Raw genomic sequence first — 13,870 nt, forward strand, 5'->3', positions numbered from 1 at the left:
GTATTTTTGGTCGGGCAATAGCGGATGGGATCGTAGGTGTTTGTCTGACAAACACTGCTCGATCATGGTCGCACGCCAGCAACGGCGCGGATGTGGGAGGTTGGCTCTGCGGCGGGTTTACCCGACTTTGGGCCTGTAAAAAATATCACTTTTTTACAACAACTTGATCGGAATCAAGCCTGTCTACCTAGATAACGGCCGCCTTGGCAGGAACTTTAGGGCTTTTTCGAAAAATATTTCAAAGACCCGCATTCTTTTTTGGCCGGTTTGACGCCGTTCATGTAATCGTTGACGGCGGCGTCTGGCGAAACTTTAGGGTGATTTGAAAATATTTTTAAAAATCGTGATTTTTTTCGTTGACGCCCCGCAGGCAGGCTCTTTTCACGCTGCAGCCAGGGTGGAAATTCCGCTTTCCGGCGCGGATTTGCTACACTGCCTGCTCCCGCACAATACTTTAAGCTTCAAACAATATTGCGCCATTGAGACAAGTATCAACATGAAAGCCACCATGATTTCTCGACATGACTGCAGCGCGCGCGACCTCGACGATCCCCTGGCGCCCCTGCGCCAGCAATTCGACTTGCCGCAAGGCGTGATTTACCTCGACGGCAATTCCCTGGGCGCGCGGCCGAAAGCGGCGCTGGCCCGCGCCCAGCACGTCATCACGGCCGAATGGGGCACGGACCTGATCCGCAGCTGGAATACGGCCGGCTGGTTCGACCTGCCCAAGCGCCTGGGCGACCGCCTGGCCCCGCTGCTCGGCGCGCAGACTGGCGAAGTGGTGATCACCGATACCACCTCCGTCAACTTGTTCAAGGCCCTGGCCGCCGCCCTGCAGATGCAGGCCAGCGACCCCGCGCAGGCCGCGCGGCGTATCATCGTCAGCGAACGCAGCAACTTCCCCACCGACCTGTACATGGCGCAAGGCCTGGCCGCCTGGCTCGACCGCGGCTACCAGCTGCGCCTGGTCGACAGTCCGGATGAACTGGGGCAAGCCATCGATGCCGATTGCGCCGTCGCCATGCTCACGCACGTCAATTACCGCACCGGCTACCAGCACGACATGGCCGCCATCAGCAGCCATTGCCACGCGCAAGGCGCGCTGGCGCTGTGGGACCTGGCCCATTCGGCCGGCGCTGTGCCGCTGGACCTGAACGGCGCCGGCGCCGACCTGGCCGTCGGCTGCACCTATAAATACCTGAACGGCGGCCCCGGCTCGCCCGCCTTCATCTGGGTGCCGGCAAAACACCAGGCGCGCTTCCGCCAGCCCTTGTCCGGCTGGTGGGGCCACGCCACGCCGTTTGCCATGGACCCGGGCTACACGCCGGCCGACGGCATCGCGCGCGCCTTGTGCGGCACGCAGCCGATTGTCTCGCTGGCACTCGTCGAATGCGGCCTCGATATCTTTGCGCAAACGAGCATGGAAGCCATCCGCCGCAAGTCGCTGGCCCTGACGGATGTGTTCATCGCGCTGGTGGAACAGCGCTGCGCCAGCCATCCGCTGGGCCTCGTCACGCCGCGCGAGCATGCACGGCGCGGCAGCCAGGTCAGCTTCACGCACCCGCACGGCTATGCCGTGATGCAGGCGCTGATCGCGCGCGGCGTAATCGGCGACTACCGCGAGCCGGCCATCATGCGCTTCGGCTTCACGCCCCTGTACACGAGCTTTGCCGACGTGTGGGACGCAGTGGAAATCCTGCGCGACATCCTCGACACCCAATCCTACGACATCGCCGCCAAGCGCGATGCCGTCACCTGAACCATCCCATGAGCGACGACAAGAATATGAACAAGGAAAACACCAGCGGCTGCCCCATGCATGCCGGCGGTCAGGATGCGCAGTGGCATGGCGCGCAGATGGATTTCAGCGAATCGATGAGCTACGGTAACTATCTGGCGCTGGACCGCATCCTGACGGCCCAGCATCCGCTGTCGCCGAACCACAACGAAATGCTGTTCATCGTGCAGCACCAGACCAGCGAATTGTGGATGAAGCTGATGCTGCACGAAATGCACGCCGTGCGCGCCAACCTGCAAAGCGGCGACCTGGCGCCCGCGTTTAAAATGCTGGCCCGCGTGGCGCGCATCATGGACCAGCTGGTCCATGCCTGGGACGTGCTGGCCACCATGACGCCGCCCGAATACACGGCGATCCGGCCCTACCTGGGCGCCTCGTCCGGCTTCCAGTCCTTCCAGTACCGCGAAATCGAATTCATTTTGGGGAACAAGAACGCCGCCCTGCTCAACGTGCACACGACGGCGCCCGATACCTACACGGTGCTCGACGCCGCCCTGCGCACGCCGTCCGTCTACGACGAAGCCATCAAGCTGCTGGCGCGCAGCGGCTTGCATATCGCTCCCGAGCGCCTGGACGCCGACTGGACCCTTCCCACCACCTCCGACGCCTCGGTCAAGGCGGCGTGGCTGGAAGTCTACCGCGACCCGTCGAAACACTGGGCCCTGTACGAACTGGCCGAAAAGCTGGTCGACCTGGAAACGGCCTTCCGCTTCTGGCGCTTCCGCCACGTGACGACGGTCGAGCGCATCATCGGCTTCAAGACGGGCACGGGCGGCACGGCGGGCGTGAGCTATTTGCGCAAGATGCTCGACGTGGTATTGTTCCCGGAACTATTCGCCCTGCGCACTGAGTTATAACTTAAGGAGCCTCGATGTCGCCTCTCGTCCTGACCCTGGCCGGCCTGTGGAATTCCGGGCCGCAGCATTGGCAAACCCATTGGGAAGCGCGCCACCCGCAATGGTCGCGCGTGCCGCACCGGGAATGGCAGACGCCGGACAAGGACGAATGGGTGGCGGAGCTCGACCGCGCCATCGCCGCCTGCGAGCGGGCGCCCGTGCTGGCCGCGCACAGCCTGGCCTGCACGCTGGTGGCCCATTGGGCGGCCAGCGGCTCGCCGCACAGGATCGCCGGCGCCTTCCTCGTCGCCCCCAGCGATGTGGAAGCGCCGTCCTACCCGTCCGGCACCACGGGGTTCTCTCCCATGCCGCTGCAAGCCTTGCCTTTTCCCAGCCTGGTAGTGGCCAGCGGCGATGATCCCTACGTCAGCTTCGCGCGGGCGCGCGCGTTTGCCGCCGCCTGGGGCAGCGACTTCACCATGATCGGCGACGCCGGCCATATCAATGGCGACGCCGGCTACGGCCCCTGGCCGGACGGCGAACAGCTGCTGCTGGACTTCTGCGCCGCGCACCAGCCCTGAACCGGGGCACGCACGCGCGCACGATAGACGCGCCCGCATTTGCCCACAAGTAAGAACGCAGGCAGAATCGTGGCCTTTCCATTGCGGCGCCCCGGCGCCAGCCTCACGATGAAACGTCCGCTCTTGCCAGTCCTCCTGCCCTTGCTGCTTTGCTCCGCCCTCGCCCACGGCGCGCCCTTCTACGAAGGCAAGACCCTCGCCCATCCCGCCATCACGGCATCGCAGGACAGCGGCCTCGACATCGCTTTTCTCAAGGAAAAAGAGGGCGTCAACGGCTATTACTGCGAGTGCACGAACAGCGCTTCGAAAACCTTCCTGCTCGACCAGTTCGGCAACGCCGTCATCCGCTCCGTCTTTTATGCATCGCTGGACAAGGAATCGGACACCAGCGTGCAAACCATGCTGGTGCTGTTCCGCCAGGACGGCAAGAACGGCCTGCGCGCCTACCGCTACCACCGCAGCTCCGGCAAGTACCGGCGCCTCGACGGCTTGCAGCCGGCCCTGAACCGCATCGTGGCGCAAAGCGCCGCTCCCAACGCGGGCCAGGTCAAGGCCGCGCTGGCCAAGCTGGCGCCGATGGACTACAGCGTCGCGCGCGGCAAGAGCGGCAATGCGGACTTCGACGCCATCGACCATACGCAAGGCACGATCGTCGGCTACTACAGCGATGACGGCAAGCCCGTGGCGCCCGGCGGCAAGGATGCCATCACCTACAAGAAAACCTTCCTGAAAAAAGGCGAGCGTTTTCTCACCGCCAGCTACACGCTGTACAGCGACGCCGGCGCCGGCATCCTGCCCAATTACCGCCTGTGGCAAGTGACGTGGGAGACGGCGCCGCAGCAGTTCACGGGCAGCGAAGACGGTCCGTCCGTCATCTACAGCCTGGCCTGGGACGACGGCTCGGTGGTGGAGCGGGGCCAGTACGCGAAGGGCAAGCGCCAGGGACTGTGGGTGCGCGAAGGCATGCACGAAGGCAGCGAAAAAGGCCATTTCGTCAACGGGCTGCAGAAAGGCATGTGGTACTTCACTTATCCCAAACAGAGCGAGAGCGGGATGTACCGGGCCGGCAAGCGCGAAGGCCGCTGGACGGTCGTCAACTATGCCGATGAAGAGGAAGTGACGGGCTTCGATACCTACGCGGACGGCCAGCTGAACGGCCCGCACGAACGCCGCATGGGCGGCAAAGTGCGCACGCGCGGCAACTACGTCAACGGCGCGCGCCACGGCGCGTGGATCACGGAAGACGGCGACGGCAGCTTTATCGACGGCTTGCGCGACGGGCCGTGGAAGCTCAAGCTCAAGGACGGTGTCACGCAAAGCGTCACTTTCGTGAAAGGCAAAAAACAGGGCGAAGCCATCGACACGGATGCGCAAGGCGCGCTGCGCGTGCGCGACCATTACCAGGCCGGCGTGCTCGATGGCAGCCGCACGCGCTACCTGGGTCCGGCCGGCAAGGAATACGTGGTCTACACGGCCACCTACCGCAACGGCCAGCTGGACGGGCGCGAACAGGCGTTCGACGACAGCGGCAAGATCCTGCGCCTCGACACCTTGTGGGACAACGGCAAGAAGCAGGGCCTCGATGCGCGCTACTACCCGAACGGCAAGCCGGAACGCCTGGCCGTCATCGACCAGGGCAGGCTGCTCACGCACCTGCGCGAATACTATGAAGACGGCCAGCTGCTCAACGACATCCACCGCTGCACCTTCAAGGAGTATGGCAGCACGCGCGACGACGTGTGCGAGTACCACCACATGTACTACCCGGACGGCAAGCCGCAGTACTACTATGCCTTCCAGTACGGCCAGCGCCAGGAAGGCTATTCGAACTACCCGAACGGCAAGCGCAAGGATGAACTGCTGGTCGACCGCGCCGCCGACACCTCCGTCGTCAACGCATACTATGAAAGCGGCCAGCTCAAATGCACGGAGCCGCGCAGCGGCCACAGCACGCGCACGGTCAACGGCCAGACCATGATCAGCTACGCTTCTACCGACCGCGATGGCGACAATATCTGCTACCACCCGAACGGCAAGGTGGCCAGCATCTACACCTTCCGCAAGCGCGTGCTCGTCGAGTGCGGCAAGCGCTACGACGACACGGGCAAGCAGACGTTCCCGGGACCGGAAGGCTGCCCTCCTCCCAGGAAAGTCGACTACCCGATAGGACTGTGACGATGACGCAAGCAAGACAGCCGCAGCGCATCCAGAATCCCGAGCGCATCGATGCCGGGGCGATCCGCGCCGCTATCGCGGGCGGCCAAGAGGTGCTGGTGCAGTTCAATACCCTGGCCGAGCCAGCGCCGCTGCTGGCCGACCTCGACGCCCTGGCCGCCACTTGCGGCACGGCGCTGACCATCCGCATCTACGGCTACGACCCGAGGGTGTTCGATGCCCGCATCCTGCGCGCGCTGCCGCATGTGGCCAGCCTGTCCATCGATTGCCACCGGCAAGCCATCCATCTGGAAGCGCTGGGCGAACTGCGGCACCTGAAGCGTCTGAGCCTGGGCGTGTACGAGCTGGCGCAAGGCGACATCCTGCAACTGGACAATTTGCGCGCCCTCGAATACCTGAACCTGGGCGAATCGGCCAGGAACAATATCGACCTGGCGCCCCTGCGCCAGTATGCGCACCTGGCCAGCCTCGTCATCGAAGGCCACAGCCAGCATATCGAGACCCTGGCCAGCCTGCCGGCGCTGCATGACCTGTCGCTGTACCGCATCAAGAACACCGTGCCGCTGGATTTCATCTCGGAGATGAGCCGCCTGGACAGGCTACTGTTGCAACTGGGCGGCCGCGAATCGCTCGCACACATCGAGGCGCCGCTGCTGAGAAAACTGGAAGTGATACGCGTGCGCGGGCTGGAAACGCTGGGCGATATCGGCCGTTTCCCGCTGTTGCAGGCGCTATGGGTGGAAGACCAGATCAAGCTGCGGCAGATCGCGCTGGGGGCCAATTCCGTGCTCGAACGCCTGAACTTGCACACCTGCAAGACGCTCGACAGCCTGCCCGGCCTGGCTATCCTGCCCGCCCTGCGCCAGTTGTCGGCATCCGGGACCATGCTCGACATCGACGCGTTGCTGGCGCATGGCTTGCCCGCATCCCTGACGCATGCGCGCCTGCGCACCGGCAGGAAAACACGCGACGACGCCATCGCCGCGCAGCTGGCGGAGCTAGGCTACACCTCAGCGCCCTATTATTAAAAGCGACGCTGAAATCAGCGGCTGGCCGCCAGCCTGCGCTGCCACAGCGCCACGTCGATCATCACGCCGTCCGCGCCCGTATTGCGGATGTAGACGCGGTAGCTGCCCTGCCCCATGTCGCCATCGAGGTAGGCCGTGCGCTCGTTGCGCTGCAGCCTGGCGCCCTTGGCCAGCTGGCGGTAGCGCTCGACCACCGTGTCGAAACTGGCATAGCTGCGCAGCGCCACTTCCAGGTCGCGCGGCGGGCGGCCTTCCGCATGGTCCAGCACATTGTTCTGCTTCTTGCCCTTGAGCGTAAGCGGATAGGCAAACACGCCGGCGCCGGCCGACGTCAGCACCGTGGATTTATCGAGCAGCAGCGGCAGCAGCGCCGGCGGATACGCGGGCGGCAGCTGGGCGCGGTTCCAGCCCGGCAGGGCCGGCTGCGCCAGCACGTATTCGACGCTGGCGATCTTCTGCCCATCGGCGCCCGCTTCCTTGTCGCCCGCGATCAGCGCCAGCATGGGCGGCAATTGCCGGGCCCAGGCCAGCAGGGGTGCAGCATCCCCGACCAGCATGCCCTTGCGGTGGAATACCGTCAGCACGGCATTCGGATCGGGATTGCAGACTTTCGCCAGCGGCTGCCCCTCCAGGCGGCAATGTCCGTTCACCAGGCCAAAGGCGATGATGACGCCGCGCTTGTCAAGCAGCATGGCGCCCCGTTCGCGGCCCTGCTTGCGGTCGTTCATCGACGCCAGCAACTGGCGGCCATCGGCCAGCACGGCGCGCGTGGCGTCGCGCTTTTCGCTGATCGCTTCGAGCGCCTGCGCCAGCAGCAATTCATCGTTTTCCGTGTAGCTGCCGCGCGCGTAACCGAAGAAATCGAACAGGGCCGCGCGCACTTGCGAGTCTTCGCTCAGGCGCGGCAAGGGACCGCCGGCCAGCAGGGACGACAGGCTTTTCCCGGCCGGTGCCAAGGGCGCCGCCGTGGCGCGGGCAGGCTGGGAAAGGAGGCAGGCCGCCGCCAGCAAGGCGCCGCCCAGGGTGCGGTAATTCGAAAAGATGATATGCATGATTCTGTCTGTCGGGGGATTTTGCCGCTACCAGTGGCCACTGGCCACACATGGCGCGCCGGCGATTCTAGCATGGCGCCAGTCCCCATGCCGTGCGGCAGGCGGACGGCAGGTGCGCCGGTGCGGCTGTTATGATGGCAGCAATGACGACAACTATCCACGCCTCGACACTGCTTGTCCTCCTGCCCGGCATGGATGGCACGGCCCGGCTCTTCCACCGTTTTGACGCCGCCTTGCGCGCGCAGAGCACCATCGACACCCAGGCCATCGCCTACCCGGCCGCGCCGCTCGATTACGCGGCGCTGGAAGCATTCGTGCGCGCGCGCTTGCCGCAGGACCGCCCTTTCATCGTGCTGGCCGAATCGTTTTCGGGACCGCTGGGGTCAGCTTTGCGCGCCGATCCGCCGCCCGGCATGCAAGCCCTGATCCTGTGCTGTTCGTTCGTGCGCAATCCGCGCCCGATGCTCGCGCCCCTGCGCCACCTGCTCGGCCTGGTGCCCTTTGGCACCCTGCCCGGCTTCGCCCTGCGCCAGGCGCTGCTGGCGCCGTATGCGACGCCGGCCCTGCAGGCGGAACTGGCGGCGGCACTCGCGCAAGTGCCGCCCAGCGTGCTGCGCCAGCGCCTGCGCGCCGTGCTGGAAATCGACGCCTCGCGTAGCTTCGCGCGCGGCAGCCTGCCCGTGCTGTATCTGCGCGCCCGCCATGACCGCCTGGTGCCGCCGGCGAACGCCGTGCAGATACTGCGGCAGGCAGCGGGCGCGCAGCTGGTCGACATCGCCGCGCCGCACATGCTGCTGCAGGCGGCGCCGGAAGCGGCCGCCGTCGCCGTCGCCACCTTTATCGCTGGCCTGTCAGCCGCGCAAATATCCGCTTAAACGCGCGCTGGCCAGCACGGCCAGCCAGCTCAAGCCGCCCGCCAGCACGCTGAAGTAGATGGCCCGCAGCGGATGCTGCGGCAGCAGATACGCGAGCACGGCCGCGCCCAGCAAGCCGCACAGCGCAGGCTTCCACCTGCCGGGCGGCAGCAGCGCCAGCAGCAGATTCGTGCCCGCATACACATAAAACACGAGCAGCAGGGCCAGGCCGCCCGCCACGCCGCGCGAGCCGAGGCTGCCGAACAGCTGCGTGTACAAATAAAACCCCAGCCAGCTCAACACAATAAACAGCAGGCAGCCCAGCGCGTGCGCGCCCAAGCCGGCCATCAGGCGGATTTTCACGGTTGCTTCAGTACAGGAATGAAGCGGTGGCCGCAGGCATGGCACATGAAGGTACGCGCATATTTATCCTGCAAGGCGGCGGCCTCCTTGTCCCAATTGGCGACGAAGGACGTTTGCGACAAGGCGACGGAGACGACACCCCCTGCTACGAAGATCCAGAACAGGCCATTTGCGCCAGCCTGGTAAAAGATGACGGCGGCGATGACAAAAATGATCACGCCCAACACGATCAGCCCCACTTTCTGGTGGGTCTGCATCGTCGGCCCGGCGGCCTGGCGCGACAACAAGGTCTGGCTGCGCGTATGCGCATGACCGTGGATGAAATCACCATCGATCCTGCCCGGGATATGGGTAGAGGTGCCGGAAATGCCGGAGGCATGCACCATGGAGAGACGTTGAATATTGGAACTGTCACATGCCGGGCAATACGCCATTGCTATTTCCATAAAATAAAATAATCGCGCACTGTAGCATAAAAAAAGCCGGCCCTTTCATGACGAAAGGACCGGCTTCGTTGCATCAGTCGCCGCTGCGGCTGTCGGATTACGCTTGGCCTCGGCGGCCCCGCTAATCCGACCTACGCAGCGGTGGCGTTTACTTCGCCGTATTGAGCAGCAACTCGTTCAGGCGCTTGACGAAACTGGCCGGATCGGCCAGCGAACCGCCTTCGGCCAGCATGGCCTGGTCGAACAGGATGTTGGCCCAGTCGCCGAACTTGCCGCCTTCCGCGTCCTCGTATTTCAGACGTGTCACCAGCGGGTGGTTCGGGTTGATTTCCAGAATCGGCTTCGATTCCGGCGCGCTCTGACCTGCCGCCTTCAGCATGCGCAGCAGGTTGCCCGACAATTCATTTTCATCGGCCACCAGGCAGGCTGGCGAATCGGTCAGACGGAACGTCACGCGCACGTCCTTGGCCTTGTCGGCCAGCACGGTCTTCATCTTGCCCACCAGGTCGGCGTACGAGGTTTCCGTTTCTTCGTGCTCTTTCTTTTCCGCCTCGTCTTCCAGCGCGCCCAGGTCCAGGCCGCCCTTGGCGACGGAGACCAGTTCCTTGCCTTCGAAATCCTGCAGGAAGGACAGCATCCATTCATCGACGCGGTCCGTCAGCAGCAGCACTTCGACGCCCTTCTTGCGGAAGATTTCCAGGTGCGGGCTGTTCTTGGCGGCGGCGTAGTTGTCGGCCGTGACGTAATAGATCTTGTCCTGGCCTTCCTTCATGCGCGCCACGTAGTCGGCGAACGAAGTGACTTGCTCGTCGCTGTCGTTGGCCGTCGAGGCAAAGCGCAGCAGCTTGGCCAGGCGCTCCTTGTTGGCCGCGTCTTCGCCGATGCCTTCCTTCAGCACCTGGCCGAATTCCTTCCAGAAGATGGCGTACTTGTCCTTCTTCTCTTGCTCGTCCGCGTTCGCCAGTTCTTCCAGCATGCCCAGCACGCGCTTGGTCGAGCCTTCGCGGATGACCTTGACGTCGCGCGACTCCTGCAGGATTTCACGCGATACGTTCAGCGGCAGGTCGGCAGAGTCGATCACCCCGCGCACGAAACGCAGGTAGGTCGGCATCAGCTGTTCGGCATCGTCCATGATGAAGACGCGCTTGACGTACAGCTTGATGCCGCCGCGCTTGTTGCGGTCCCACATGTCGAACGGCGCCTTGGCCGGGATGTACAGCAGCTGCGTGTACTCGCTGCGGCCTTCCACGCGGTTGTGCGTGTGCGTCAGCGGCGACTGGAAGTCGTGCGACACGTGCTTGTAGAATTCGTCGTACTGTTCCGGCGTGATGTCGGCCTTGTTGCGGGCCCACAGGGCGCTGGCCTGGTTGACGGTTTCGAATTCGTCTTTCAGGACGGTTTCTTTTTTCTCGTCGTCCCACTCTTCCTTCTGCATCACGATCGGCAGCGAGATATGGTCCGAGTATTTGCGGATGATGGACTTGATCTTCCAGCTCGACAGCAATTCGTCCTCGCCTTCGCGCAGGTGCAGGATGATGTCCGTGCCGCGCGACGGCTTGTCGATCGACTCGATGCTGTAATCGCCTTCGCCCGCCGACTCCCAGCGCACGCCTTCGGAAGCGTCCACGCCGGCGCGGCGCGTTTCGACGGTGATCTTGTCGGCGACGATGAAGCCGGAATAGAAGCCCACGCCGAACTGGCCGATCAGGGCCGCGTCCTGCTGCTGGTCGCCCGACAGCTTGCCGAAGAATTCCTTGGTGCCCGACTTGGCGATGGTGCCCAGGTGCGAGATCGCCTCGTCGCGGGTCATGCCGATGCCGTTGTCGGAAATGGTGATGGTGCGCGCATCCTTGTCGAAGCTGACCTTGATCTTCAATTCGTGATCGTTGCCGTACAGGGCGTCGTTATCGATCGCTTCGAAGCGCAATTTGTCGGCCGCGTCGGACGCGTTCGAGATCAATTCGCGCAGGAAGATTTCCTTGTTCGAGTACAGGGAATGGATCATCAGGTGCAGCATTTGCTTCACTTCGGTCTGAAAACCCAGGGTTTGCTTTTCGGAGACAGCCATTTTTACCTCATAGTCTTGTGGATGGGACGGATTCTACGGAGTTGGGGATGGTACAAGCGATTTCAAGAGCCCTCGGCAAATGTGCAGTTTTAGCCCAGTGCGCGGCCGAAAAAATCCCAGACGCGCTCGTCCTGCACCGTGGCCAGGTTCAGGCGCATGCGGGTCGACGGCAGCTGGCGCGGCGAAAACAGGCTGCCCGGCCCCAGCACCAGGCCTTCGGCCAGCGCCTTTTCGGCCAGCACATTCGTGTCGCAGCCCGCATCGGCCCAGATGAACATGCCGGCCGGCGCGGGATCGAAACGCAGGCCGGCCCGCTCGGCGCGGCCGTACGTGCCCTCGCGCACCTTGTCGAGCCGCGCGCGCAGGCGCTCGGCATGCTTGCGGTACAGACCCTGCGAGAGGATTTTATACACCACGCGCTCGCCGATGTCGCTGGTGGTCAGGGTGGCGAGCATCTTGCGGTCGGCCAGGCGCTGCGCCCATTCCGGCGAGGTGGCGATGAAGCCCACGCGCAGGTTGGCCGACAGGCTCTTGGAAAAGCCGCCCAGGTAAATCACGCGGCGCAGCTGGTCCAGCGCGGCCAGGCGGGTGGCCGGCTGCACCTCGCCGCCGGGATGCATGTCGCAATAGATATCGTCTTCGACGACGAGGAAATCGTGCTGTTCGGCCAGGCGCAGCACCTGGAACGCCTTGGCCGCCGACAGCGACGTCGAGCTGGGGTTGTGCAGCACCGAATTGATCACGTACAGCTTGGGACGGTGCAGGGCCGCCAGCTCGGCCAGCACGGCGATATCGGGGCCGTCACCCAGGCGAGGGATGCCGATGACGTGCATGCCCATGGCGGCAAAGGCGCCGAACATCAGCCAGTACGCGGGATCGTCGACGAAAATGGTGTCGCCGGGACGGGCAAACTCGCGCGCCACCAGGTCCAGCGCCTGCATCACGCCCACCGTGGTGACGATCTGCTCGGGCGGACAGGCGATTTCCAGGCCCGCCAGTTTCAGCTGCAACTGCTGGCGCAGCGGCAAAAAACCCTGCGGCGATCCGTAACCGAGCAGCAGGCTGCCCGGCTGGCGGCTGACGTCGCGCAGGGCGCGCGCCACCAGGTCGCCATCGAGCCACTCGGCGGGCAGCATGCCGGTGCCGGGCGCGGGGATGACCGGCGTCTGGCGGAACATGTTACGGATCAGCCAAACGACATCCATCGGCTGCGCCGCCGCGTCCTGCGCGCCGGGGGGCGGCGCCGGCGTGTTCAGCGGCGAGCGCTCGCGCACGAAAAAGCCGGCGCCGCGCCGCGATTCCAGATAGCCGCGCGCCACCAGCTTGTCGTAGCTGGCCACCACCGTGGCGCACGACACATCCAGGCTGGCGGCGCACTGGCGGATCGAAGGCATGCGCGCGCCGCCGCGCAGCAGCTTGTCGTCGATGCGCGCCGCCAGCGAGCGCGCGATCTGGTCGATCAGGGTTTCGCCCGAGGCGCGCGACAGCAAAGGAAGTGTATTGCTCATATGGCCATGACAGTATGTGAAATTATGCGTGAAAGTGTATTTGTACTGTATTGCTATTGCACCCTAGGATAGCAGTACGGCAGAAATTAATCCACGCCTGCCGCGCACCCCCGCACACCTATCAGCCAGTATCAGGAAAAACATGCCATCGACTACCAGTACCGCCCCCATCAGCCATCCTCCCCGCCTCGGCGCCGACCGCAAAGGCCTGCTGCTGGGCCTCATCGCCGTCGCCCTCTTCAGCCTGACCCTGCCTTTTACGCGCATGGCCGTCGCCGAACTCGATCCCACCTTTGTCGCCCTGGGCCGCGCCCTGGTGGCGGCCGGCCTGGCCGGCCTGTGGCTGTGGCACCAGCGCGCGCCGTTGCCGCGCCGCGAACAATGGCTGCCGCTGGCGCTCGTGTCGCTGGGCTGTGTGCTGGGCTTTCCCTGGCTGACGTCAATCGCCATGCGCAGCCTGCCCGCCTCGCACGGCGCCGTGCTGGTGGGCATCCTGCCGCTGGCCACTGCCGTATTTGCCGTGCTGCGCGGCAAGGAGCGCCCTTCCGCAGGGTTCTGGCTGATGGCCCTGCTCGGCACGCTATTGGTGGTGGCGTTCGCGCTGCGCCAGGGCGGCGGCAGCTTCCACCTGGCTGACTGGCTGATCTTTGCCGCCGTGCTGCTGGCCGCACTCGGCTATGCCGAAGGCGGGCGCCTGGCGCAGACGATGCCGGGCCAGCATGTGATTTCCTGGGCGCTGCTGCTGGCCGTGCCTTTTGTCTTGCCCGTGACGCTGTGGAACGCCTGGCCGCAACGCGCGCTGATGGCGCAGGCCAGCGGCGTGGCCTGGCTGGGTTTTGCCTACATCTCCGTGTTCTCCATGTTTATCGGCTTCTTTTTCTGGTACCGTGGCATGGCGCTGGGCGGCGTGGCGCGCGTGGGACAGACGCAGCTGCTGCAACCTTTCCTTTCCCTGGTGGGCGCGGCCGTGCTGCTGAATGAGCCATTGACGGGCGAAAGCCTGCTGTTTGCCGGCGCCGTGATCGCCGTCGTGGGCATCGGACGCAAGCTGAAGTAAGGTTCCCTGACGCCCATTTGCAACGCCGTTGCGCGTGCGCATGGGCACGGCGGCGTGCAAGCCGTACAATACCGCAGCACCATGGCGACGCCTATCCGGCGCCG

General features: G+C 64.5%; 12 protein-coding genes. 7 read left to right on the forward strand and 5 right to left on the reverse strand.

The window, feature by feature from the left end; genetic code table 11:
• Nucleotides 1-508 precede the first annotated feature (508 nt).
• The 5 genes from kynU (at nucleotide 509) to OX462_RS18605 (ending at nucleotide 6,418) form a co-directional block, all read left to right on the forward strand.
• Nucleotides 509-1,759 carry a kynureninase gene (kynU, locus tag OX462_RS18585; RefSeq protein WP_070288879.1) on the forward strand — a complete coding sequence of 417 codons (1,251 nt, stop codon included), beginning with the start codon at nucleotides 509-511 and terminating at the stop codon, nucleotides 1,757-1,759.
• Between the two features lie 8 nt (nucleotides 1,760-1,767).
• The gene (gene kynA, locus OX462_RS18590; protein WP_409026762.1) at nucleotides 1,768-2,655 is read left to right on the forward strand and encodes a tryptophan 2,3-dioxygenase; all 888 of its coding nucleotides are present in this window, start codon (nucleotides 1,768-1,770) and stop codon (nucleotides 2,653-2,655) included.
• Nucleotides 2,656-2,669: 14 nt separating this feature from the next.
• Nucleotides 2,670-3,215 (forward strand): RBBP9/YdeN family alpha/beta hydrolase, encoded by a 546-nt coding sequence (locus OX462_RS18595; protein ID WP_070219811.1) that lies wholly within the window; start codon nucleotides 2,670-2,672, stop codon nucleotides 3,213-3,215.
• Nucleotides 3,216-3,284: 69 nt separating this feature from the next.
• Entirely contained in the window at nucleotides 3,285-5,390 is a 2,106-nt protein-coding gene (locus tag OX462_RS18600; protein ID WP_409026763.1) for a hypothetical protein, read from the forward strand.
• A 2-nt stretch (nucleotides 5,391-5,392) separates the two neighbouring features.
• The gene (locus OX462_RS18605; RefSeq protein WP_409026764.1) at nucleotides 5,393-6,418 is read left to right on the forward strand and encodes a hypothetical protein; all 1,026 of its coding nucleotides are present in this window, start codon (nucleotides 5,393-5,395) and stop codon (nucleotides 6,416-6,418) included.
• A 14-nt stretch (nucleotides 6,419-6,432) separates the two neighbouring features.
• Here OX462_RS18605 and OX462_RS18610 read toward each other — a convergent pair whose 3' ends face one another.
• Nucleotides 6,433-7,470 carry a hypothetical protein gene (locus OX462_RS18610; RefSeq protein WP_070288860.1) on the reverse strand — a complete coding sequence of 346 codons (1,038 nt, stop codon included), beginning with the start codon at nucleotides 7,468-7,470 and terminating at the stop codon, nucleotides 6,433-6,435.
• 143 nt (nucleotides 7,471-7,613) lie between these two features.
• Between OX462_RS18610 and OX462_RS18615 the strand changes: the two genes are divergently transcribed.
• Entirely contained in the window at nucleotides 7,614-8,345 is a 732-nt protein-coding gene (locus OX462_RS18615) for an alpha/beta fold hydrolase (protein WP_409026765.1), read from the forward strand.
• Here the strand turns inward: OX462_RS18615 and OX462_RS18620 are convergent.
• The 4 genes from OX462_RS18620 to OX462_RS18635 all read right to left on the reverse strand — a co-directional run bounded on the left by OX462_RS18620 (nucleotide 8,322) and on the right by OX462_RS18635 (nucleotide 12,709).
• Nucleotides 8,322-8,687: a hypothetical protein gene (locus OX462_RS18620; RefSeq protein WP_070312340.1), complete on the reverse strand. Its 366-nt coding sequence runs from the start codon at nucleotides 8,685-8,687 to the stop codon at nucleotides 8,322-8,324. The two genes, OX462_RS18615 and OX462_RS18620, sit on opposite strands and share 24 nt — an antisense overlap.
• A complete protein-coding gene (locus tag OX462_RS18625; RefSeq protein ID WP_409026766.1) occupies nucleotides 8,684-9,121 on the reverse strand; it encodes a hypothetical protein in 438 nt (145 codons plus the stop codon). The genes OX462_RS18620 and OX462_RS18625 overlap by 4 nt, the downstream gene beginning before the upstream one ends.
• A gap of 160 nt (nucleotides 9,122-9,281) precedes the next feature.
• On the reverse strand, nucleotides 9,282-11,201 hold the full coding sequence (gene htpG, locus OX462_RS18630; protein ID WP_070312339.1) for a molecular chaperone HtpG: 1,920 nt from the start codon (nucleotides 11,199-11,201) through the stop codon (nucleotides 9,282-9,284).
• Between the two features lie 89 nt (nucleotides 11,202-11,290).
• Entirely contained in the window at nucleotides 11,291-12,709 is a 1,419-nt protein-coding gene (locus OX462_RS18635) for an aminotransferase-like domain-containing protein (protein WP_070312338.1), read from the reverse strand.
• Between the two features lie 142 nt (nucleotides 12,710-12,851).
• Here OX462_RS18635 and OX462_RS18640 point away from each other — a divergent pair, with 142 nt between their 5' ends.
• Entirely contained in the window at nucleotides 12,852-13,766 is a 915-nt protein-coding gene (locus OX462_RS18640; RefSeq protein WP_070312337.1) for a DMT family transporter, read from the forward strand.
• Nucleotides 13,767-13,870 lie beyond the last annotated feature (104 nt).

Origin of the sequence: Janthinobacterium aestuarii (genome assembly GCF_046113285.1) — a bacterium.
Lineage (GTDB): Bacteria > Pseudomonadota > Gammaproteobacteria > Burkholderiales > Burkholderiaceae_D > Janthinobacterium.

Excerpts from the sequence above, each read along its gene's own strand:
- htpG (WP_070312339.1), bottom strand. The coding sequence starts at position 11,201 with ATGGCTGTCTCCGAAAAGCAAACCCTGGGTTTTCAGACCGAAGTGAAG.
- OX462_RS18625 (WP_409026766.1), bottom strand. The coding sequence starts at position 9,121 with ATGGCGTATTGCCCGGCATGTGACAGTTCCAATATTCAACGTCTCTCC.
- OX462_RS18605 (WP_409026764.1), top strand. The coding sequence starts at position 5,393 with ATGACGCAAGCAAGACAGCCGCAGCGCATCCAGAATCCCGAGCGCATC.
- kynU (WP_070288879.1), top strand. The coding sequence starts at position 509 with ATGATTTCTCGACATGACTGCAGCGCGCGCGACCTCGACGATCCCCTG.
- OX462_RS18635 (WP_070312338.1), bottom strand. The coding sequence starts at position 12,709 with ATGAGCAATACACTTCCTTTGCTGTCGCGCGCCTCGGGCGAAACCCTG.
- kynA (WP_409026762.1), top strand. The coding sequence starts at position 1,768 with ATGAGCGACGACAAGAATATGAACAAGGAAAACACCAGCGGCTGCCCC.
- OX462_RS18615 (WP_409026765.1), top strand. The coding sequence starts at position 7,614 with ATGACGACAACTATCCACGCCTCGACACTGCTTGTCCTCCTGCCCGGC.
- OX462_RS18595 (WP_070219811.1), top strand. The coding sequence starts at position 2,670 with ATGTCGCCTCTCGTCCTGACCCTGGCCGGCCTGTGGAATTCCGGGCCG.
- OX462_RS18610 (WP_070288860.1), bottom strand. The coding sequence starts at position 7,470 with ATGCATATCATCTTTTCGAATTACCGCACCCTGGGCGGCGCCTTGCTG.
- OX462_RS18640 (WP_070312337.1), top strand. The coding sequence starts at position 12,852 with ATGCCATCGACTACCAGTACCGCCCCCATCAGCCATCCTCCCCGCCTC.